The sequence below is a fragment of the Cupriavidus sp. 22TCCZM04-2 genome (assembly GCF_057798895.1).
This window is the reverse complement of sequence record NZ_JBYOJS010000003.1, coordinates 296,995-316,963: the sequence shown is the minus strand read 5'-3', so window position 1 is coordinate 316,963 and position 19,969 is coordinate 296,995. Positions and strand designations below refer to the sequence as shown.

Here is a 19,969-nt window from a genome sequence, read left to right as displayed (position 1 = left end):
TAAAGCACAGGCCGGTTTCCGGGCGGATGACCCCATCGCCGCACGGGCGATGCTACGATGCAGCCCGGAGACAACTCTCGCCCGAATCCTCATGTCCGGTACCCGCTTCGACACGCTGGCGCTGCACGCCGGCGCCGCGCCCGACCCCGCCACCGGGGCCCGCGCCACGCCCATCCACCTGACCACCTCGTTCGTGTTCAAGGACAGCGAGCATGCGGCTTCGCTGTTCAATATGGAACGCGCCGGCCACGTGTACTCGCGCATTTCCAACCCTACCGTGGCGGTGCTGGAAGAGCGCATCGCCGCGCTGGAGAACGGCGCGGGCGCCGTCGCCACCGCCTCGGGCCAGGCCGCGCTGCACCTGGCCGTGGCCACGCTGATGGGTGCCGGATCGCATATCGTTGCTTCCACCGCGCTGTACGGCGGCTCGCACAACCTGCTGCACTACACGCTGCGCCGCTTCGGCATCGAGACCACGTTCGTCAAGCCGCGCGATATCGACGCGTGGCGCGCCGCCATCCGCCCCAATACGCGCCTGCTGTTCGGCGAGTCGCTGGGCAACCCCGGCCTCGACGTGCTCGACATCCCGACCCTGGCGCAGCTCGGCCAGGACAACGGCATTCCGCTGCTGGTCGATTCCACCTTCACCACGCCCTACCTGCTGCGCCCGTTCGATCTTGGCGCAGGCCTGCTCTACCATTCGGCCACCAAGTTCCTGGGCGGTCACGGCACCACCATCGGCGGCGTGCTGGTGGAAGGCGGCACCTTCGATTTCGAGGCCTCCGGACGTTTCCCCGAGCTGTCGGAGCCGTATGAAGGCTTCCACAACATGGTCTTCACCGAGGAAAGCACGGTCGCCCCGTTCCTGCTGCGCGCGCGCCGCGAAGGCCTGCGCGACTTCGGCGCCTGCATGAATCCGATGGCCGCATGGCAATTGCTGCAGGGCGTGGAAACGCTGCCGCTGCGCATGGCGCGCCATGTCGAGAACACGCGGCGCGTGGTGCAGTTCCTGGCCTCGAACCCGATGGTCGAGTCCGTTGCCTACCCGGAGCTGGAGTCGCACCCCGACTACGAACTGGCCAAGCGCCTGCTGCCGCGCGGCTGCGGCGCCGTGTTCAGCTTCAACCTGAAGGGCAATCGCGAAGCCGGCAAGCGCTTTATCGAAAGCCTGTCGCTGTTCTCGCACCTGGCCAACGTCGGCGATGCGCGCTCGCTGGTGATCCACCCTGCCTCGACCACGCACTTCCGCATGGACGCGACGGCGCTGCAGTCGGCCGGCATCACCGAAGGCACGATCCGCCTGTCGATCGGCCTGGAAGACGCCGACGACCTGATCGAAGACCTCAAGCGCGGCCTGAAGTCGGCCGAAAAGGCCATGAGCGGCAAGGGAGGGCAAGCCTGATGGAACTGAAGATCGCAGGCCAGCCGGCCTACGCCTATACCGGCGGCAAGCCGTTCGACCCCGCCCTGCCCTGCGCCGTGTTCGTGCATGGCGCGCAGAACGACCACAGCGTCTGGGGACTGCAGACGCGCTGGTTCGCCAACCACGGTTTTTCCGTGCTGGCGGTGGACCTGCCCGGCCACAACCGCAGCAAGGGCGCACCGCTGGCCACGGTCGAAGAGATGGCCGATTGGGTCATGTCGCTGGTGGCCGCTGCCGGCGTGACGGCGCCCGTACTGGTGTTCGGCCACAGCATGGGTTCGCTGATCGCGCTCGAATGCGCGGCGCGCCACGCGCAATCCGTGCGCGGCATTGCCATGCTGGCAACGGCTTATCCGATGAAGGTATCGGACGCGCTGCTCGACGCCGCGCTCAACCGCGAAGGCCAGGCCATCGCCATGGTCAATGCGTGGTCGCACTCGAGCCTGGCCAACAAGCCGTCATCCCCCGGGCCTGGCGCGTGGATGCAGGGCGGCAGCCAGCGGCTGATGGAACGCGTCGCGCGCAACAACCCGTCGGTCCATGTCTTCCATAACGACTTCACCGCCTGCAACACCTACGCGCATGGCGACGAAGCCGCGGCGGCACTGTCCTGCCCGGCGCTCTTCATCACGGGCAGCAAGGACATGATGACCTCGCCCAAGGCCGCACAGGCACTGGCCGCGAAAATGGCCCATGCCAGCATGGTTTCGGTACCGTGCGGCCACGCCATGATGGGCGAACGGCCGGACGAAGTCCTCGATGCACTGTCGGGCTTTGCGCGCAAGGTGGCCGCGGCTCGCTGAAGCACAGGCGGACGGCCTCCGTGGCGCCGTCCGCCCCTTTCCTGAAGCGTGACTTGTCCGAGAAAACGCTGGCACTGCGCCTCCCGATAGAAGTGATGCGATCGGGCGTGTCACACGGTGCCGGCCGTTGTGCAAGGCTTGCCGATCCGCCCGCTAATACTGTATATTTATACAGTATTAGCCGCATCCCGGAAAGGCTGGCTACTGAAGTCAAGCCCATGGCGGCGCCTGCGCTTTCTCTCTCCACCTCGAAAGGTAATCATGTTCGTGGACCGCACCGAAATCATCAACGCCGCCAAGGCACTGCGCGCCAGCCAGGAAGAATCCAGGTACGGCAAGCTCGTCGCACTCGCGAACAAGCAACTCAAGGCAATGCAAACGGCTATCCAGAAGGGGAAGGAAGAATTCGAGACCAGCCTGGTCCTTGACATCAACGAGGACAATCCGCAAGCAGCGCTGGAAGCCCGCGCGCAACGGCTGGCCGACGACCTCAGGGCGCAGGGCTACACCGCAACGGTGACCACGTTTGCCGAGGCCAGCACCGACCGCAAGAACTGGACGCCGAATATCACGGTCGCCATCGGTCTGGGCGACATCGCTTCCGAAATCGACGGCGAGATTACCGAAAGCACGGTAACCGACGGGACGCAGGCCGCGCTGGCTGGCGAAGCTGTCAGTGAAATGGCCTGACGGCAGGCAGGCAATCCGAGATATGGCGACGTTTGAGTTGAGATTCTCAAGTATTCTGGGAGCTCACAGCGACACAGGCTTGCCAGAACAACATTCGGAGACAGCCATGGCCCGGGCCCACGCGCGCGAATTCGAAAGTTTCGCGGCTTTCTATCCCTACTACCTGGGCGAACACCGCGACCGCACCTGCCGGCGGCTGCATTTCGCCGGCTCGACCGTAGCACTGCTTTGCCTGCTGATGATCGTCATCACCGGCAATGCATGGTGGCTGCTGGGTGCGGTGGTGTCAGGCTATGCGTTTGCCTGGGTCGGGCACTTCGGCTTCGAGAAGAACCGGCCCGCCACCTTTCGCCATCCGCTCTACAGCCTGATGGGTGACTGGGTCATGTACGCGGATATCGTGCGCGGGCGGATTCCGTTCTGAACAGCGGGCTGGCCTATCCATGCCGCCCGGGCGGCACCATCTCCAGCGCCGGCCTCGACGGTTCAGCTGTCTCTGCCGCCGTGGGATCGGCAGCACCCTGCTCCCTGAACACAACCTCCAGCGGCTGATCGAGCTGAGGATTAATCAGGATCGATTTCAGCGATTCCGCTCCTTGCAGTTGCTGCGCCAGCGCCGTGCGCGGCAAGCGCGGCAGGTTGAGCACCAGCCGGTCATACAGCGTGCGCAGCGTCACCTGCGACGGGTCGCACAGCAGCGCCCAGTGCGCCTGCCCGCGATCCTGCTGCAGCTTGCCGATCAGGTGCATGGCCTTGAGCTTGCCTAGCAGCACGGCAAGGTAGTCGGCTTCGACACGAAGCTTGCGCCCCAGGTCCAGCTCCCCGACGCTGCGCGGCACCTCGTCGCGCGCCTTGTACAGCAGCAGCAGCACGCCCAATGCATCGAAGAACTCGCTGCCTGCAAATGTGCGCCGGCGCCAGTGCCCTTGCCGCACGACCGGCAGGTTGGCCGCGATGGTGGCGCCCAGCAGCGTCACGAGCCAGCTCAGGTAGATCCACAGCAGGAAGATCGGCAGCGCCGCGAAGGTCCCATAGACCGCCGTGTAGGTCGGGATATGCGTGATGAAATACCCGAAGCCGCGCTTGGCGAATTCGAATGCGATGGCCGCCACAAGACCCGCGGCAATCGCGTCGCGCCATTCGACATACGCGTTCGGCACTGCGGTATAGAGAAACGCGAACGCCAGGGCCGACAGCGCGACCGGCGTCGCGCTCACGAGCAGCCCGAGCCCAATCGGCATATTGCCGACATAGCCCGCCGAGACCGAGATCAGGTAGGAACTGATCGACAGGCTGGCACCGATCAGCACCGGACCGAAGGTCAGCACGGCCCAGAACACCAGCACGCGTTGCGCCAGCGGCCGGCGCTGCTTGACGCGCCAGATCCCGTTGAGGGCGTCCTCCACGGTCAGCATGGTCAGCACCGACGTCAGCATCAGCCCGCCCAGGCCCATTGCCGTCAGGCCGCGCGCGCTCTTGGAAAACTGGCCGAGGTAGCGCGAGATCGATTCGCTGACGTTGCCCGGAATCAGGTTCTGGAACAGGAAGGCCTCGATGTCCGCGCGGAACTCCCGGAACACCGGGAACGCTGCCAGCAGTGCGAATGCCACCGTCAGCACCGGCACGACCGACAGGAAGGTGGTGAAGGTCAGGCTGGCGGCAACCTGGGGCAGGCGGCCCTCTCCCGCGCGGCGCAACGCATAGCGCGAGAGCGCGCGCAGTTTCTGCAGATTCCATTCCCTGCGCAGGCGGGCAAGGCGGGTTCCATACATGCTGCGGGGGACTCCTGTGATGGGATGTGGCGATCGGTCGGGGGCCGCTGAGGTGGCGGGGGCACAACTATAATACGCGGATTGTTCCGGCCCCATTGCCGGGCCCGACTGTTCCGGACCTCATGCCGCCCATCGCCGGCACGGGCCGCCATCTCGCCTCATGACCGACATCCTCGTCCTGTATTACAGCCGCCACGGCGGCACCCGCAAGCTGGCCGAACTGATTGCCACCGGCATCGACCGCGTCCCCGGCGCCCAGGCGCGCCTGCGCACGGTGCCGCCGGTCTCCACGGTATGCGAGGCCACCGCGCCCGATATCCCGGCCGACGGCCCGCCCTATGCCGAACTGCGCGACCTTGAGGAATGCGCCGGCCTGGCGCTGGGCAGCCCCACGCGCTTCGGCAATATGGCCGCGCCGATGAAGTACTTCCTCGACGGCACGGTAGCGCAGTGGCTGTCGGGCGCGCTTACCGGCAAGCCGGCGTGCGTGTTCACCGCCACCGGCAGCCTGCATGGCGGACAGGAAACGACGCTGCTGTCGATGATGCTGCCGCTGCTCCACCACGGCATGCTGATCATGGGCCTGCCCTATTCCGAGAAGGCGCTGATGACGACCACGGCCGGCGGCACGCCCTACGGCCCGAGCCACCACGCGCACGGCGACAACCGCGGCCCGGTCACCGACGAAGAAGCCGTCCTGGCCATCGCCATGGGCAAGCGGCTGGCAGAAGCCGCGTTGCGCCTGGCGGGAGACCGCGCATGAGCGCCGCGCCGGCCGACAGCAACAACAGCGACAGCGCCTTGCACAACACCACGCTATACCGCCTGAGCGTGGGCAGCCTGATCGCCCTGATGCTGCTTTGCATCGCGTGGGAATGGTTCCTGGCACCGCTGCGTCCCGGCGGGTCATGGCTCATCATCAAGTTCCTGCCGCTGCTGCTGCCGCTGCGCGGCGTGCTGACGCGCAACCGCTACACCCTTCAGTGGTCGTCGATGCTGATCCTGCTGTTCTTCACCGAAGGCATCGTGCGGGCCACCAGCGACCGCGCGCCGTCTTCGACGCTGGCCTGGGTCGAGGTGGCCCTGAGCCTGCTGTATTTCTTCAGCACCATCCTTTATCTGCGCCCGTACAAGCGCCGCGCCAGGGCGGCGAAGACCGCCTCACCCGGCAAGTAGCCGCACTCCAGGACCCGACATGCCCGCTTCGCACCACGACTCCTTCCTTGATCTCTGCCGCGCGGCACTCGGTCCCCAGCATGTGCTGACCGACGCTGCCGACAAGGCGCCCTACCTGACGGACTGGCGCAAGCGCTACACCGGCGAGGCCATCGCCGTGCTGCGCCCGGGCAATACCGAGGAAGTGGCGGCCGCCGTCCATGCCTGCCATGCGCACCAGATCGCCGTGGTGCCGCAGGGCGGCAATACCGGCCTGTGCGGCGGCGCAACACCGGCCACTTCGGATTGCGTGGTGATTTCGCTGCAGCGGCTGAACCGCGTGCGGCAAGTCGACCCGCTCAACAACACCATCACCGTCGACGCCGGCGTGGTGCTGCAACACCTGCAGGACGTGGCGCACGAACACGGCCGGCTGTTTCCGCTAAGCCTGGCGGCCGAAGGCAGCTGCACCATCGGCGGCAACCTGTCGACGAATGCGGGCGGCACTGCGGTGCTGCGCTATGGCAATACGCGCGAGCTATGCCTGGGGCTCGAAGTGGTGACGCCCAAGGGGGAGATCTGGCACGGCCTGCGCGGACTGCGCAAGGACAACACCGGCTACGACCTGCGCGACCTGTTCATCGGCGCGGAAGGCACGCTCGGCATCATCACGGCCGCGGTCATGAAGCTGTTCCCGCTGCCGCGCGCCAGCGTCACCGCGCTGGCGGCGGTGGCAAGCCCGCGCGCGGCGCTCGCACTGCTGGCCATCGCGCAGTCGCATGCAGGGGCCATGTTGACCGGCTTCGAACTGATGTCGGCATTGAGCATGCAGCTCGTCGCCACGCATTTCCCGCAGCTGCGCTATCCGTTTGCGGAGGTGTATCCGCAACTCGTGCTGATGGAACTGTCGGACAGTGAAGGTGAAGACCATGCGCGCGCCATCTTCGAAAAGCTGATGCAGGTTGCCTTCGACGCCGGCGTCGTCATCGACGCCGCAGTGGCGGAATCCGTGCAGCAGTCGCGCGATTTCTGGAACCTGCGCGAGCACATTCCGCTGGCACAGGTCGAGGAAGGCAAGAACATCAAGCACGACATTGCGGTGCCCGTGTCGCGCGTGGCGGATTTCATCGAGACCACCGACGCGCTGCTGCAGGTGTCGTTCCCCGGTGCGCGCATGGTGACGTTCGGCCATCTCGGCGACGGCAACCTGCACTACAACGTGTCGCCGCCGGCCGGCGTGGACCATGACGCGTTCCTGGTCAACCAGGACGCCGTCAACCGCGTCGTCCATGACAGCGTGCATTCGCATGGCGGCTCGATCTCCGCCGAGCATGGCCTGGGCCAGCTCAAGCGCGACGAGAACCGACTCTACAAGAGCGAGGTGGAACTGGCCATGATGCGCGCGATCAAGCAGGCCCTGGACCCGCAGGGCCTGATGAACCCCGCCAAGGTCATCTGAGCGCGTCCACCTCCGCGCGCACATACGCCGCCACGGCTTCCAGCATCTGGTCGAGGTGTCCGCGCAGCGCCGCAAACCCCGCGTTGCGCGCAAAGCGGTCCTCGTCCAGATAGAGCGCGCGGTTCACCTCGACCTGCAGGCTGTGCCGCCCGCGCGCCGGGTCGGAGTAGGCACGGATGAGTTCAGCACCCTTGTAAGGCCAGTTGACCGACACCGTGTAGCCCAGTTGGCGCAGGCTGCCCGCCACGACCTCGATGAACGCCGCCGAGCAGGTCTCGCCATCGCGGTTGCTGACCACAAAGTCGGGCCGCATGTTGCCGTTGTCGATATTCATCGCATTGCCGCGCGACTTCATCGAATGGCAGTCGATATGCCAGACCGCGCCGAAGCGCGCGTACTGCGCGTCGATCAGGCGCGCCATGGCAGCGTGGTAAGGATCGTAGTACCGCTGCAGCAGTTGTTCGGCGAAACTCGCCGGCAGCTTGCACGCATAGACCGGCACGCCCGGCAAAGCCAGCCGCCGCAGCACGCCCATGCCGCGCCGCGCCTTGTCGCTCGGCCGCAGCGGATACGGCAACAGCCCTTCCAGCAGATCCGGATCCAAATCGTCCCGCGCACGGTTGGCATCGACCAGCCAGCGCGGAAAACGCGCGTGCAGCAGCGTGCCGCCCACCCGGGGCGCATGGCCGAACAGTTCGTCGACATAGGCGTCCCAGCCGCTCAGCAACTCTTCTGGCGTGGCCGATATCGGCAGGATTTCGTCGTGATGGAGGCCACTGTGGGGAGAATCCACCACCAAAGGCAAGGCAACGGCGTCAGGTTCGATGAGGGTGTAAGGATCGGACATGGAACAGGCGGGCGGAAACGAAATTGGGGGCGCGGTGCGCGTCGGGTCAGAACTTGTGCTGGATGCCGATGCCGTAGGTGATCACGGTATCGCCCGATTTGCGGCTGTTGCCGTCCTCGTAGTCGAAAAAGACATAGGGCAGCGTGCGCTTGCTGAGCCGGTAGCCATAACCGGCCTGTGCCTTGCGCAGCTTGCCGCTGGTGCTGTTCTGGACGTCGCGCTCCATGTAGTTGACGGTCAGGCTGTGCGGTCCGTAGGGGACGGTCAGCCCCGTCAGCCAGTAGCGCACGTCGGTGCGGGTACTGGCCGTGCCGACGTAGCGGTCACGCCCGTACACGCCGTAGACGTTGACGACCTTGAAGTCATAGGCGGCGGTGGCCTGGACCTTGTCGCGGAAGTCGTTCGCGACCAGTCCGCCCGACTTGGCATCGCGCGAATAGCCGAGGCCTGCCGAGAAATTGCCCGAGGCATAGTTCAGTCCGGTGTCGTACTGCCGGAAGTCATCCTCCGCCTTCACCGGCGAATTGACATTGGGCGTGGCAGGGTCCGGCCCGGCCAGGTTGACCCGGGCGCGCAGCGAGAAGCCGCCGAAGTCCGGCGTCACGTAGCCCAGCGCGTTCGACACGCGGTTGCGCGCGTTCAGCACCTTGGTGCCGATGGCCGTGGCGCCGGCATCGTGGATGACGAAATCCACGTTCTGCGTGATCTGCGAGTAGATCGGCGAGCCGACCGGGGTGGCCGAGTCCAGCCGGCCCAGCGCAAAGGCACCGAAGACGCCGCTCAGACCCACAAAGGCATTGCGGAACTGCGGATTGGTGGCAACGCCGTTGTCGGCCTGGAAGCCCTGCTCCAGGCCGAAATCCGCACGCAGCGAACCCCCGAGATCCTCGTTGCCGCGCATGCCCCAGCGCGAGGCGTTGTCCACCATTTGCCCGGCGTTGCCGCGCGGACCACGCTGGTACTCGATGTCCGTGTCGAGGCGGCCATAGAGCGTCAAGGTGGCCTGCGCGCCGGCCGACGCCGCCAGCAGCGCGCCGCCGATACACGCTCGCCCGATAAGACTAAATGACTTCATGCTGTTCTCCTTCTCCTCTGCGAAACAACCCGCCGCCATGCGCCCGCGCGAAAAAAGTGCGAGCGCCGCCCTCCGCGCCGTGGACCGGAGCGGATGCCATGCGGCTATCCCGTGGTAAAGCGCCGCCCCTGGCGGCGCGCGATCAGGCCGCCGTCATCTGGCCTGTTTCATTGAGGTGGCACGCCGACAGGCGGCCGCCACCGATATCGCGCAACAGCGGCACCTCGGCCGCGCAACGCGCGCTCGCATGCGGGCAGCGCGGATGGAACGCGCAGCCGGATGGCGGCGCCAGCGGACTCGGCAGTTCGCCCTGGATCGGCTGGTGGCTCGCGGAACTGCCGTCGAGCCGCGGCGCATCGGCCAGCAACGCACGCGTGTAGGGATGGCCGGGCTCGGCGAAGATCGCGCGCGCATCGCCCATCTCGACCACGCGGCCCAGGTACATGATGACCACGCGGTCCGACATATGCTCCACCACCGCAAGGTTGTGGCTGATGAAGACGTAGGTCAGGTCCTGTTGCCGGCGCAGGTCCATGAACAGGTTGATGACCTGCGCCTGCACCGAGACGTCCAGCGCGGACACCGCCTCGTCGCAGACCACCAGGCGCGGCTGCAGCGCCAGGGCCCGTGCGATGGCCACGCGCTGGCGCTGGCCGCCGGAGAATTCGTGCGGATAGCGTTCGGCATAGGAGGCATCAAGACCGACCATCGCGAGCATCTCGCACGCGAACTCCGCAACCTGCGCGCGCCCGATCAGACCGTGATGCAGCGCGCCTTCCGTAATCGCCTGCCCGATGCGCAGGCGCGGATTGAGCGACGCATACGGGTTCTGGAACACCATCTGCACCGCAAGGTGATACGACGCGGCGGCTGTATCGGCACGTTCGCCTTCCCACAGCACGTCGCCGCTACTGGGGGCAAGCAGGCCAGCCAGCATGCGGCCCAGCGTGGATTTGCCGCAGCCGGATTCGCCCACCACGCCCAGCACTTCGCCTTTGCGGACTTGCAGCGAAACATCATTGACGGCATGCACCGCCTGACGCGTGCGCGGTTTGCGGGCCATGCGATCAAGCAGGCCCGGCTTCGGGGCGAATTGCTTCTGCAGATGGCGTGCTTCGAGCAGGACAGTCATGCCGCCTCCAGTGGGTGAATGCAACGCAGCAACCGGCCGCGCACGGAAACTTCAAGTGGCGCCTGCGCGCAACGGTCGCTGGCTCGCGCGCAGCGCGGCGCGAACGCGCAGCCCGGCGGCAAGGCCGACAACGCCGGCGCCGCACCGGGGATCGCCCGCAAGGTGCGCCCGCGCGTGTCATGCGCGGGCAGCGAATCGAGCAGCCCGCGCGTATAGGGATGCATCGGCTGGCGGATGACGTCCGCCACCGGCCCCTGCTCGACCACGCGGCCGGCGTACATCACGCAGACGCGGTCGACCAGGTCCTTGACCACAGCCAGGTCATGGCTGATCCAGATCACGGCCGCGCCGGTCTCGCGCACGAGCTGCTTCATCTCGAACAGGATCTGCGCCTGGATGGTCACATCGAGCGCGGTGGTGGGCTCGTCGGCGATGATCAGGTCGGGCTGGTTGACCAGCGCATTGGCAATGGCCACGCGCTGGCGCATGCCGCCCGACAGTTCATGCGGATAGGCCTGCATGCGCTCCTGCGGCGCGGGAATGCCAACCTTCTTCAGCGCATCGACAGCGCGGTCATGCGCTTCCGTGTGCGAGCAGCGATGATGCACGCGCACCGTCTCGATCAGCTGCGCGCCAATCCGCATGACGGGGTTGAGCGACATCATCGGGTCCTGGAACACCATCGCGATGCGGTCGCCACGCAGTGCCTGCCACTGGCGCGGCGTACACGTGCGCAGGTCCTGTCCCTTGAAGCGGACTTCCCCATCGGTCACGCGGCCCGGCGGGTCGAGCAGGTTCATCAGCGAGAACGCCGTCACCGACTTGCCCGATCCGGACTCGCCCACGATGCCGAGGATCTCGCCCGCATCGAGCGAGAAGGAAACATTGTCGACGGCGGTGACCGCGCCGTGCTCCAGTGCGAAGCGCGTCGTCAGGCCATTTACTTCCAGCATTGCCATGGTTCTCTCCTCAGCCCTCGTTGCGCGGGTTGAGCACGCGGCGCAGCCGGTCGCCCACCAGGTTGATGGCGCCGATCAGCAGCACCAGGGCCACGCCCGGGAAGACGCTGATCCAGTATTTGTTCGACAGCATGTACTCGAAGCCATTGGCAATCAGCATGCCCAGCGACGGTTGCGTGCGCGGCAGGCCGATGCCAAGGAAGCTCATGGTGGCCTCCAGCGTGATGGCGTGCGCGATCTGCAGCGTGGCGGTGACCACCAGCGGCGCCATGCAGTTGGGCAGGATGTGCCGGAACATCACGCGCCACGCGGGCAGGCCCTGGCCCAGCGCGGCCTCGACATAGTCCTTGCGCCGCTCCACCTGCGCCGACCCGCGCACCGTGCGCGCGAAGTAGGCCCACTGCACGATCACCAGCGCCATCAGCGTCTTGTCCACGCCCTGCCCCAGCACCGCGAGCAGGATCAGCGCGACAAGGATCGCCGGCAAGCTCAGCTGCAGGTCGACGATGCGCATGATCACCGCGTCGACCGCGCCGCCGCAGTAGGCGGCGACCAGCCCGATGGCGGCGCCGACCAGCAACGCCACCACGGCGCTGATCACGCCGACGGCGACGCTGATGCGGATGCCGTAGAAGATGGCGCTGACGAGGTCGCGTCCGGCGCCATCGGTGCCGAGCCAGTAGTGCATCTGGCCCTCATAGCCAACCGCGCCGGGCGGCAGTTCGGAATCGATCACGGACACCGAGGCCAGGTCGTAGGGATCCTGCGGGCTGATCACGCCCGCGAATACGGCGACCAGCATGAGCACGAGCAAGAGCGCCAGCGCTGCCGCCGCCACGCGATTGCGCGCGAAACGTGCGAGGAAGGACGGACGTCGCGGCCGGCTCGGCGGCGCCGTGCCCTCCGGGGGCGCTGATGCCAGCGGTGCAGCCGTCGCGCGCGGTTCAGTAACGGGAAGGGACATCGGGAAACTTGGCGAAAGTCAGGTTCAGGATGAAAGACGGAAAAGTTCAGGCCGCCTTGTGTCGCAGGCGCGGATCGAGCACCACGTACAGCAGGTCGACGATCAGGTTGAGCACCACGAACAGCACCAGCGTGACCAGCAGGTAGGCCACCACGACTGGGCGGTCCAGCGCGAGCACCGAGTCGATGATGAGCTTGCCCATGCCGGGCCACGAGAACACGGATTCCGTCACCACCGAAAACGCGATGAGGTGGCCGAATTCAAGACCCACCACGGTCACGATCGGAATCAGCACATTGGGCACCACGTGGCGCAGCACCAGCCGCGCGCCGCCCACGCCCTTGGCGCGCGCGAACTTGATGTACTCCTGCCCGGCCACCTCGCGCGTGCCGGCCTCGGTCAGGCGCGCCACCAGCGAGATCTTGAACAGCGACAGCGTCAGCGCCGGCAGCAGCAGGAAGCGTATGCCCTCCCAGCTCGTCACGGACAGCGGCATGCCCAGCACCGTGCTGACCGGCCCGCGGCCGCCCGAGGGCAGCCAGCCCAGGTTCACAGAGAACACCAGGATGCCGATCATGCCGATCCAGAACGTCGGCATGATCACGCCGCCGAGCGAACACGCCATCAGCAGCCGCGACAGGCGGCTATTGGGCTTGAGCCCCGCGAAGATCCCCATCGGGATGCCAATCGCCAGCGACAAGAGCAACGCGGTCATCGCCAGTTCCAGCGTCGCCGGCACGCGGCTCACGATCAGCTCGATCGCGGGCCGGTTGTAGATGAAGGAGTCGCCGAGATCGCCGCGCAGCGCGCCCTGCATGAAATGCAGGTATTGCTGCTGGACCGGCTGGTCCAGTCCGAGCGAATGGCGCGTTTCGGCAATCTCCTGCTCGGTCGCGGTCGGGCTCACCAGCAGGTGCACCGGATCGCCGATCAGGTTGACGGCGCAGAAAGTCAGGACCGACATGATCCACAGCACCACAATGCTCTGCAGCAGCCGTTTGAGTAGGGTTTCCAGCATGGAGGCTTCCGAAATGGGAATAGCCGACGCGCGTCAGGGGCGTGCGGCCGGTCGAATATTGGTGGCGTAGGTAAAACCGTCGCTGCGCGGCTTCACCCGCAGCCCGTTGCGGTAGGCCCACGTGGCGCGCAGGTGGTGCAGCGGCACCACGCCGACGTCTTCGGCCAGGGCTATGGCAGCCTGGCGCTGCACTTGTTCGCGCGCCGGCGGATCCATGGTGCGCATGGCCTCGTCGACCAGGGCATCGATCTTGCGATTGGCATAGCCGCTGCGATTGTTGGCGCCCAGTCCAGCCTTCTTGTCCTGCGAATGCGCGGCGGCCACAAGCGGTTCGAGCGAATCGCCGCTGACCGCGCCGATGCCGAGCATGAACGCGCTGAACTCCGGCTTGCCGCCCTCCCCGCCCGAGGTGGCGCGCGTGATGTACACCGAATAGGGCAGCGTGCGCACCTCGGTCCGGATGCCCGCGCGGGTCAGCATCTGGCCGATGGCCTCGCAGGTCTTGGCATCGTTCAGGTAGCGGTCATTGGGGCAATGCAAGGTCAGGCGGAAGCCCGACGGATAGCCGGCTTGCGCCAGCAGCCGGCGCGCCTGCGCCGCGTCCCCCTGCGGCGGGGCCACGGCACGCGCAAAGCCGAAGAAGCCTGGCGGCACAAGCTGGCCGGCGGGCACGGAATCGCCCTTGGTGACGCGCCCGGCAATCAGGTCGCGGTCGATCGCCACGCTGATGGCCTCGCGCACTTTCACGTCGCGCAACGGATTGATGGCCAGCGGGCGGCCTTCGTTGTCGCTCACGTACGGCGACACCTGCCGCGCCTGGTCGAGCTGCAGGTAGTTCAGCATGTACGACGTTGCCGATACCGTGCGGATGCGCCCTTCGGTGCGGGCGAAGGCATCGGCGATGTTCGCCGATGAGGCGTCGATCACGTCCACCAGCCCCGACAGCAGCGCCGACGCGCGCGCGGGTTCCTTGGCGATGAACTGGAACACCACGTGGTCCCACGGCTCCGGTGCGCCCCAGTATGTCGTGTTGCGTGCAAAGGTCAGTTGCTGGCCGTGCTCCCACGAGATGAAGCGGTACGGCCCGGTACCGATGGCCGCGCGGCCCGCGGCAAAGTCCGCCTCCTTGACCTTGTCGCCGAGCGAGCGCGGCAGCATGGCCACCAGTCCCACGTTCTGCGGCAGCACCGGGTTCGGCGTGCGCGTCACCACGCGCAAAGTCAGCGGCCCGGTCACCTGCACCTCGGCAATCGATTTCAGGTAGGTGCGGAAGGTCCGTGCGCCGGCAAGGTGGCGCGCGCGCTCGATCGAGTACCGGGCGTCTTCTGCCGTGAACGGCTCGCCATCGCTGAAGCGCACGCCGGCGCGCAACTGGAATTCCCACGTGCGGGGGTCGACCTGGCGCCAGCCGGTAGCGAGTTGCGCCACGGGGCGCAGGTCACTGTCGAGGCCGACCAGCGTCTCGTAGACGTGTCCCCAGAGATTGCGCCCCGCGGCGTCGAGCACATGCGGGTCGGCCGCGCTGATTTCAGCCTTGTAGCCGATGCGCAGGTCCGCCGCGCGCGCCGCGCCGGTGCCGGCCAGTGCCAGCACGGTGCCAAGAATGAGCGCGGCCGCCGGATGGCGGCGGCGTCTTGCAAAGGTCGTCGTTTTCGTTGGCTGAAACATTGTTTCGTTCAGTGATACTGTGTATCGAAGAATAAGACAAAGCCGCGTTACGGGTAAGCAGGGTTTACCCGCCATCCCGCATTGCGAAGGAACAAGAAGCGACGTCCGCGTTGTCACGGCGCAGGTCGGCCACAAGGCGTGACGGCACGCCTGCGGCGATCCGTTGCCGGCTCGGAAGGGAAATTTCGGGGGGACGCGGGGAAAGAAGTTGCCGCGGACGCGGCAACCAGGTGGCCTGGCGGCCGGAGTATCAGGCTCAGGCGCCCGTGTGGCCGAGCGCGCGCGACAACGCGGCCGCCTGTTCGACGACCATGGCCACGTGGCGGTCCAGCACTTCCTGCGCGGTACGGCTGGCCGGGCTGGCAATGCTCAGCGAGGCCACCGTGGCGCCGGTATGGTCGCGCAACGGCGCGGCCGCCGACACGGCATCGGCCTCGCGCTCGCCCAGCGAGATCGCATAGCCCGCGGCACGGATGCTGGCCAGTTCGTCGCGCAGCGCTTGTGGATCGACGATGGTCTTGTCGGTGAAACGCTGCGGCGACGTGGCCAGCACCGCGTTGACCAGCGTCTCGCCGCCGAAAGCGAGCAGCAGCTTGCCCGATGCGCCCACATGCAGCGGACGCCGGTTGCCGACCTCGGTATGCACGCGCACCGATTGCGAGGACTCGTGGCGCGCCACGCAGACCGATTCCAGCCCGTCGCGCACGCGCACGATCACGTTTTCGCCGCAGGCAGCGCCCAGCGCGACCAGGCTCGGTGCCACCAGCTTGATCAGGTCGAGCTGCTCGCGCGCGGCATTGCCGACCAGCAAGGCGTTGTAGCTCAGCTTGTAGACCGCCGCCGGCGCCTCGCGCGCGATCATGCCGCGGTGTTCCAGCGTGCTCAGCAGCCGGAACGCGCGCGCCTTGGTCAGATCGGCGCGGCGCGCCAGCTCGGTGACGCCCAGCGACGGGTGCTCGGCGACCAGCATCAGCAGGCCTAGAGCCTCGTCTACGGCATCGACGATGTAGGTCGTCGGCTTGGTGTCTTGCACAGTTTCGGAAACGGAGTTCATAGCGAATTGTAGCGGCGTTGCTCGCGAAGGCGGGGACGCCGCACTCTGGGGCGCGCAATGTAACGCAATGCGCATGATCTCGCCAGTTTGCGGGCGTGGTTCGGGCCACCATCGCAAGGTGCCGGAACCATGACATCGCCCGAACCTCCAACAAGGTATGCGGCCCGGCCAGCGCATTGGCCAGGCCATGCTTCGCACCGACAAGATTCAGGACTGCCGTGGCTGCCTTGATCGAGGACTACGCACTGATCGGCGACTGCGAAACGGCTGCGCTCGTCTGCCGTGATGGCAGCATCGACTGGCTGTGTCTGCCGCGCTTCGACTCCGCCGCCTGCCTGGCCGCCCTGCTGGGCACGCGCGATCACGGACGCTGGCGCATCGCGCCGGCCGGTCACGGCGGCAGGAGCCGGCGCCACTACCGGCCCGGCAGCCTGGTGCTCGAAACCGTCTTTGTCCATCCGGACGGCGTCGCGTCCGTGATCGACTTCATGCCGATCCGCCAGGGCACACCGAACACCGGCGAACGTTCGGATCTTGTCCGGATCGTCTGCGGGCGTAGCGGCAAGGTCGACATGAAGATGGACCTGACGCTGCGCTTCGACTACGGCGCGACGGTGCCATGGGTCACCCGGCTCGAAGAAGGCAACGGCATCCGCGCCGTGGCGGGCCCCGACATGGCTGTGGTGCGCTCGCCTGAGCCGCTGCGCGGAAAGGATCTCGCCACGACTTGCGAGTTCACGGTGGAGGCCGGCGAGATGAAGCCATTCGTGCTGACCTACAGCCCTTCGCACCTTGCCGCGCCGGCCCCGGTCGATGCCCTGCAGGAACTCGAACGCACGGAGCACTGGTGGCGCGAATGGTCCGACCGCTGCCAGGCCGGCGGCGACTGGCGCGGGCCGGTCAGGCGTTCGCTGGTGACCCTCAAGGCCCTGACCTACTGGCCCACCGGCGGGCTGGTCGCCGCGCCGACCACATCCCTGCCCGAAGCACCGGGCGGCGTACGCAACTGGGACTACCGCTACTGCTGGCTGCGCGACGCGACCCGCACCCTGCTGGCGCTCATGGCCGCCGGCTACTACGAGGAAGCCCAGGCCTGGCGCGCCTGGCTCACGCGCGCGGTCGCCGGCAGTCCCGAGCAGGCCCAGATCATGTATGGCGTCGGCGGAGAGCGGCGCCTGTGGGAATGGGAGCTGGACTGGCTGCCCGGATACAAGGGCGCCAGGCCGGTACGCGTGGGCAACCTTGCCGCGACCCAGCTCCAGCTCGACGTCTACGGCGAAGTCATGGATGCGCTGTACCAGGCGCGCCTTGGCGGCCTGCCGCGCGACCCGGACTCATGGGCATTGCAGCGGTCGCTGGTCAACCACCTGGCCGCCATCTGGCAGCATCCGGACGAGGGCATCTGGGAAGTACGCGGCGGACGGCAGCCGTTCACCTTTTCGAAGGTCATGGCCTGGGTGGCGCTGGATCGGGCCGTCAAGACCGTGGAGATGCATGAATCGCCGTCCTGCGCATCGCGCTGGCGCAAGGTGCGCGACGCTATCCGTGACGACGTGCTGGCCAACGGCTTCAACAGCAAGCGCCACTGCTTCGCGCAGGTCTACGGCGGCAGCACGACCGACGCCAGCCTGCTCCTGCTGCCGATCGTCGGCTTCATCGACGGCAAGGACCCGCGCATGCTGGGCACCATCAAGGCCGTCGAAGAAGAATTGCTCGTCCACGGGCTGGTGCGCCGATACCTGCCATCCCGCACGGAGGATGGCCTGCCCGGCGACGAACCGACCTTCCTCGCCTGCAGCTTCTGGCTCGCGGACGCCTATGCCGCGGCAGGGCGCCGCGATGAGGCTTGCGAACTGTTCGAGCGGCTTCTGCTGCTGCGCAATGACGTCGGCCTGCTGTCCGAGGAATATGATCCGGCCACGCGCCGCATGGCCGGAAATTTTCCGCAGGCGCTGTCGCATATCGCCCTGGTCAATACGGCCTTGCTGCTCGACAAGGGCATCAAGCGGGCATGAGGCCAGCCAGCTCCGGTCACGGCCTAGCGTGTCGGCAAGCTGCCAATCTCGTTGCCCGGCCCCTTGCCCATCTCGATGCGCGGATCGCGCCGTGCCGGCACGATGCCGTCATCGGCAAGCCGTTGCTGCAGGTCGTTGTTGCCCAGCTGCCGATAGTCCTTGTCGAGTTCGTGCGTCACCACGTTGCAGACCGATTGCGGCAGCGCCTTGCGCAGCAAGCCAAGGAAGCGCGGCGGCGCGATGACAACCAGTTCGTCGAAGCGCTGCTTGTTGCGGGCGTCTTCGAGCATCTTCGCCACCCGGCGCGCAAACAGCTGCGCTTCCAGGTGGATTTCGTCCTCGCCCGCGGATGACGTGACGGTTGCGACGCGGCCCGCGTGTGCGCCCGGATGGCCAGCGTCGCCTTGCATGCTGGCCTGTGTCCGGCGTCCATAGGCATCGTGCCGCAGGTCGGCATTGTGCGCGTGCGCTGCGGCGTCCGTGATTTTCTCGACGTCTTCCAATGGCGTGGTGCCGCCTTGCGAGGCAAGCACCCTTGCAATCCCCTCATCCGCAACAAGGATCCAGATTGTCTTCATGAGCTCTCTCCGTTCGATGGCCCGGATACCGGATACCGGACCGCGTGGAGAAGACCTGCAAGCCGCACGCCATCGCGCCGGTTGATGTGCCGGCGCAGCGCCATGTGGCGCAGGGCATGCGTGATTGCAGCTTTGACGCGAAGCGCTGCAAGTATTGCAAGGCGTCAGCGCGGCGTACTGGCGTCCGGAGCGCCCCTGCCGGGCGACGTCGTGCCGCCATATGAATCGGCCCCACCGCCCGCGTTGCCCTGTCCGGTTTCCAGGCCGCCGGCATAGCTGCTAGCCGAAGATCCTGTGGCGCTACCGCTGCTGCCGAGGCCGCCCACGTGCCCGGCGCCGGCTACGTTCTGGCTCGCCGTTTGGCCGGCTTTGCCCAACTGTCCGGCCAGGCCCTGTGCTGTCGCCCGGGCATAGGGATCGTCCGGGCGGGACACGCGGATGCGATTTTCGACATTCGCCACACCGAGTACGTTGTCGGCGATCTCTTCGATGCAGTACTTCTGCCAGCGATCCTGCACGGTCCCGCTGAGCGCCACGACGCCCGCCGTCACGGTCACCTCGACGTCACGTACGTCGAGCCGATCGGAATAGGCCAGGCGGCCACAGATATCATCGCGAATGCGCTCGTCCGGGCGTACATAGCCCTTCGGACCGGCACGCCGCTGTTCGTATTCCATCGTGTTTCTCCGGTGCAAGTGGAAGTCCCGCTGCAATCAGCGCTGGCGCTTGCGCGGCGATTCCGCGTTGGCCTGGTGCTGTTTGCGCGGGTCCTCGTTGCGGAACCCGCCATAGCTGCTCTGGCCCGGATCAGCGCTGCGGCTGCGGATCTCGTCCGCTTTCCGGTCGGTGCGTGCGCCCGGGTTGTCTTGCACGGCCGTGCCGCGCTTTTCGTGCTTGCGGTTTTCCTTCGAAGTCATGGGTTTCTCCGCTGTTGGAACATTGACAGCAGAGGCAGCAAGGAGTGTGCCGGTGTATTGTGCGGGAGAGGTGCCGCTGATCGGCGGTGCAGGCTGGATGCTGCCTGGCGAGGCGAGGGAACCGGCCGGATGCGCGCGCTCCGGCGCCCGCACGGCTTCCAAGGATAAGCCGTTGTGAGCCCAGTGAATTGCCGCATCCACGGCGGTGTGATGCGCATCGCTGGCCGTCTCGGTCTGTGCAAGTTGCACACGGAACAGGCCACGATGTAAGGGGGGCCACAAAAAACAAAACCCCGGAAGACCGCGATCTTCCGGGGTTCGCCGCCAATACAGATGTAGTGGCGGAGACGGAGGGATTCGGGCTTTCCTAGTGTTTATGCGGGTTTCCGGGCTGCGACACCTGCCCGGCGATGACTCGCAGTGTAGCAGCTTGCGCAAGC

Annotated in this window: 20 protein-coding genes; 8 read left to right on the top strand and 12 right to left on the bottom strand. The window is 66.7% G+C overall.

The genetic code is table 11. The features are described from left to right. Positions 1 to 91: 91 nt before the first annotated feature. The 4 genes from AC3FKG_RS07375 (at position 92) to AC3FKG_RS07360 (ending at position 3,340) form a co-directional block, all read left to right on the top strand. A complete protein-coding gene (locus tag AC3FKG_RS07375) occupies positions 92 to 1,402 on the top strand; it encodes an O-acetylhomoserine aminocarboxypropyltransferase (protein WP_488742765.1) in 1,311 nt (436 codons plus the stop codon). Beyond that, entirely contained in the window at positions 1,402 to 2,226 is an 825-nt protein-coding gene (locus AC3FKG_RS07370; protein WP_488742764.1) for an alpha/beta fold hydrolase, read from the top strand. The genes AC3FKG_RS07375 and AC3FKG_RS07370 overlap by 1 nt, the downstream gene beginning before the upstream one ends. Positions 2,227 to 2,487: 261 nt before the next feature. Further along, a complete protein-coding gene (locus tag AC3FKG_RS07365) occupies positions 2,488 to 2,916 on the top strand; it encodes a hypothetical protein (protein WP_488742763.1) in 429 nt (142 codons plus the stop codon). Between the two features lie 106 nt (positions 2,917 to 3,022). Further along, positions 3,023 to 3,340 (top strand): Mpo1-like protein, encoded by a 318-nt coding sequence (locus tag AC3FKG_RS07360; protein ID WP_483711098.1) that lies wholly within the window; start codon positions 3,023 to 3,025, stop codon positions 3,338 to 3,340. A 13-nt stretch (positions 3,341 to 3,353) separates the two neighbouring features. Here AC3FKG_RS07360 and AC3FKG_RS07355 read toward each other — a convergent pair whose 3' ends face one another. Then, positions 3,354 to 4,688 (bottom strand): YihY family inner membrane protein, encoded by a 1,335-nt coding sequence (locus AC3FKG_RS07355; RefSeq protein ID WP_483711097.1) that lies wholly within the window; start codon positions 4,686 to 4,688, stop codon positions 3,354 to 3,356. A 160-nt stretch (positions 4,689 to 4,848) separates the two neighbouring features. On the opposite strand from AC3FKG_RS07355, the gene wrbA reads away from it, so the two are divergent. Genes wrbA through AC3FKG_RS07340 form a run of 3 tightly spaced genes read left to right on the top strand, consistent with a single transcriptional unit; the run spans position 4,849 to position 7,302 of the window. After that, entirely contained in the window at positions 4,849 to 5,451 is a 603-nt protein-coding gene (wrbA, locus tag AC3FKG_RS07350) for an NAD(P)H:quinone oxidoreductase (protein ID WP_483711096.1), read from the top strand. Continuing rightward, positions 5,448 to 5,864, top strand: coding sequence for a DUF2069 domain-containing protein (locus AC3FKG_RS07345; RefSeq protein WP_488742762.1), 417 nt, complete (start codon positions 5,448 to 5,450; stop codon positions 5,862 to 5,864). Before wrbA ends, AC3FKG_RS07345 begins: the two co-directional genes overlap by 4 nt. Positions 5,865 to 5,883: 19 nt before the next feature. Then, positions 5,884 to 7,302 carry an FAD-binding oxidoreductase gene (locus AC3FKG_RS07340; RefSeq protein ID WP_488742761.1) on the top strand — a complete coding sequence of 473 codons (1,419 nt, stop codon included), beginning with the start codon at positions 5,884 to 5,886 and terminating at the stop codon, positions 7,300 to 7,302. Here AC3FKG_RS07340 and AC3FKG_RS07335 read toward each other — a convergent pair. The 8 genes from AC3FKG_RS07335 to AC3FKG_RS07300 form a co-directional block, all read right to left on the bottom strand. Further along, positions 7,295 to 8,149 (bottom strand): N-formylglutamate amidohydrolase, encoded by an 855-nt coding sequence (locus AC3FKG_RS07335; protein WP_483711093.1) that lies wholly within the window; start codon positions 8,147 to 8,149, stop codon positions 7,295 to 7,297. The genes AC3FKG_RS07340 and AC3FKG_RS07335 overlap by 8 nt on opposite strands. A 46-nt stretch (positions 8,150 to 8,195) precedes the next feature. Then, positions 8,196 to 9,224, bottom strand: coding sequence for a porin (locus AC3FKG_RS07330; protein ID WP_483711092.1), 1,029 nt, complete (start codon positions 9,222 to 9,224; stop codon positions 8,196 to 8,198). A gap of 142 nt (positions 9,225 to 9,366) precedes the next feature. Then, entirely contained in the window at positions 9,367 to 10,356 is a 990-nt protein-coding gene (locus AC3FKG_RS07325; RefSeq protein WP_488742760.1) for an ABC transporter ATP-binding protein, read from the bottom strand. Further along, the gene (locus AC3FKG_RS07320) at positions 10,353 to 11,315 is read right to left on the bottom strand and encodes an ABC transporter ATP-binding protein (RefSeq protein WP_488742759.1); all 963 of its coding nucleotides are present in this window, start codon (positions 11,313 to 11,315) and stop codon (positions 10,353 to 10,355) included. The genes AC3FKG_RS07325 and AC3FKG_RS07320 overlap by 4 nt, the downstream gene beginning before the upstream one ends. A 10-nt stretch (positions 11,316 to 11,325) precedes the next feature. Continuing rightward, entirely contained in the window at positions 11,326 to 12,279 is a 954-nt protein-coding gene (locus AC3FKG_RS07315; RefSeq protein ID WP_483711089.1) for an ABC transporter permease, read from the bottom strand. 46 nt (positions 12,280 to 12,325) lie between these two features. Continuing rightward, the gene (locus AC3FKG_RS07310) at positions 12,326 to 13,297 is read right to left on the bottom strand and encodes an ABC transporter permease (RefSeq protein WP_488742758.1); all 972 of its coding nucleotides are present in this window, start codon (positions 13,295 to 13,297) and stop codon (positions 12,326 to 12,328) included. 33 nt (positions 13,298 to 13,330) lie between these two features. Continuing rightward, entirely contained in the window at positions 13,331 to 14,965 is a 1,635-nt protein-coding gene (locus AC3FKG_RS07305) for an ABC transporter substrate-binding protein (RefSeq protein ID WP_488742757.1), read from the bottom strand. A 256-nt stretch (positions 14,966 to 15,221) separates the two neighbouring features. Continuing rightward, positions 15,222 to 16,019, bottom strand: coding sequence for an IclR family transcriptional regulator (locus tag AC3FKG_RS07300; RefSeq protein WP_488742756.1), 798 nt, complete (start codon positions 16,017 to 16,019; stop codon positions 15,222 to 15,224). Positions 16,020 to 16,237: 218 nt separating this feature from the next. On the opposite strand from AC3FKG_RS07300, the gene AC3FKG_RS07295 reads away from it, so the two are divergent. Next, complete coding sequence (locus AC3FKG_RS07295) at positions 16,238 to 18,034, top strand: glycoside hydrolase family 15 protein (RefSeq protein WP_488742755.1); 1,797 nt, start codon at positions 16,238 to 16,240, stop codon at positions 18,032 to 18,034. 23 nt (positions 18,035 to 18,057) lie between these two features. Here the strand turns inward: AC3FKG_RS07295 and AC3FKG_RS07290 are convergent, their stop codons facing one another. The 3 genes from AC3FKG_RS07290 to AC3FKG_RS07280 all read right to left on the bottom strand — a co-directional run bounded on the left by AC3FKG_RS07290 (position 18,058) and on the right by AC3FKG_RS07280 (position 19,529). Beyond that, positions 18,058 to 18,612 carry a host attachment protein gene (locus tag AC3FKG_RS07290; protein WP_483711084.1) on the bottom strand — a complete coding sequence of 185 codons (555 nt, stop codon included), beginning with the start codon at positions 18,610 to 18,612 and terminating at the stop codon, positions 18,058 to 18,060. A gap of 164 nt (positions 18,613 to 18,776) precedes the next feature. Continuing rightward, entirely contained in the window at positions 18,777 to 19,289 is a 513-nt protein-coding gene (locus AC3FKG_RS07285) for a BON domain-containing protein (RefSeq protein ID WP_483711083.1), read from the bottom strand. Positions 19,290 to 19,325: 36 nt separating this feature from the next. Next, the gene (locus AC3FKG_RS07280; protein WP_483711082.1) at positions 19,326 to 19,529 is read right to left on the bottom strand and encodes a hypothetical protein; all 204 of its coding nucleotides are present in this window, start codon (positions 19,527 to 19,529) and stop codon (positions 19,326 to 19,328) included. Between the last annotated feature and the right edge of the window lie 440 nt (positions 19,530 to 19,969).

Bases quoted from the DNA above. Each gene is read 5' to 3' on its own strand.
- AC3FKG_RS07355 (WP_483711097.1), bottom strand. From the start codon at position 4,688: ATGTATGGAACCCGCCTTGCCCGCCTGCGCAGGGAATGGAATCTGCAG.
- AC3FKG_RS07315 (WP_483711089.1), bottom strand. From the start codon at position 12,279: ATGTCCCTTCCCGTTACTGAACCGCGCGCGACGGCTGCACCGCTGGCA.
- wrbA (WP_483711096.1), top strand. From the start codon at position 4,849: ATGACCGACATCCTCGTCCTGTATTACAGCCGCCACGGCGGCACCCGC.
- AC3FKG_RS07375 (WP_488742765.1), top strand. From the start codon at position 92: ATGTCCGGTACCCGCTTCGACACGCTGGCGCTGCACGCCGGCGCCGCG.
- AC3FKG_RS07325 (WP_488742760.1), bottom strand. From the start codon at position 10,356: ATGACTGTCCTGCTCGAAGCACGCCATCTGCAGAAGCAATTCGCCCCG.
- AC3FKG_RS07305 (WP_488742757.1), bottom strand. From the start codon at position 14,965: ATGTTTCAGCCAACGAAAACGACGACCTTTGCAAGACGCCGCCGCCAT.
- AC3FKG_RS07330 (WP_483711092.1), bottom strand. From the start codon at position 9,224: ATGAAGTCATTTAGTCTTATCGGGCGAGCGTGTATCGGCGGCGCGCTG.
- AC3FKG_RS07290 (WP_483711084.1), bottom strand. From the start codon at position 18,612: ATGAAGACAATCTGGATCCTTGTTGCGGATGAGGGGATTGCAAGGGTG.
- AC3FKG_RS07300 (WP_488742756.1), bottom strand. From the start codon at position 16,019: ATGAACTCCGTTTCCGAAACTGTGCAAGACACCAAGCCGACGACCTAC.
- AC3FKG_RS07360 (WP_483711098.1), top strand. From the start codon at position 3,023: ATGGCCCGGGCCCACGCGCGCGAATTCGAAAGTTTCGCGGCTTTCTAT.
- AC3FKG_RS07335 (WP_483711093.1), bottom strand. From the start codon at position 8,149: ATGTCCGATCCTTACACCCTCATCGAACCTGACGCCGTTGCCTTGCCT.
- AC3FKG_RS07320 (WP_488742759.1), bottom strand. From the start codon at position 11,315: ATGGCAATGCTGGAAGTAAATGGCCTGACGACGCGCTTCGCACTGGAG.
- AC3FKG_RS07285 (WP_483711083.1), bottom strand. From the start codon at position 19,289: ATGGAATACGAACAGCGGCGTGCCGGTCCGAAGGGCTATGTACGCCCG.
- AC3FKG_RS07310 (WP_488742758.1), bottom strand. From the start codon at position 13,297: ATGCTGGAAACCCTACTCAAACGGCTGCTGCAGAGCATTGTGGTGCTG.
- AC3FKG_RS07340 (WP_488742761.1), top strand. From the start codon at position 5,884: ATGCCCGCTTCGCACCACGACTCCTTCCTTGATCTCTGCCGCGCGGCA.
- AC3FKG_RS07345 (WP_488742762.1), top strand. From the start codon at position 5,448: ATGAGCGCCGCGCCGGCCGACAGCAACAACAGCGACAGCGCCTTGCAC.
- AC3FKG_RS07280 (WP_483711082.1), bottom strand. From the start codon at position 19,529: ATGACTTCGAAGGAAAACCGCAAGCACGAAAAGCGCGGCACGGCCGTG.
- AC3FKG_RS07370 (WP_488742764.1), top strand. From the start codon at position 1,402: ATGGAACTGAAGATCGCAGGCCAGCCGGCCTACGCCTATACCGGCGGC.
- AC3FKG_RS07365 (WP_488742763.1), top strand. From the start codon at position 2,488: ATGTTCGTGGACCGCACCGAAATCATCAACGCCGCCAAGGCACTGCGC.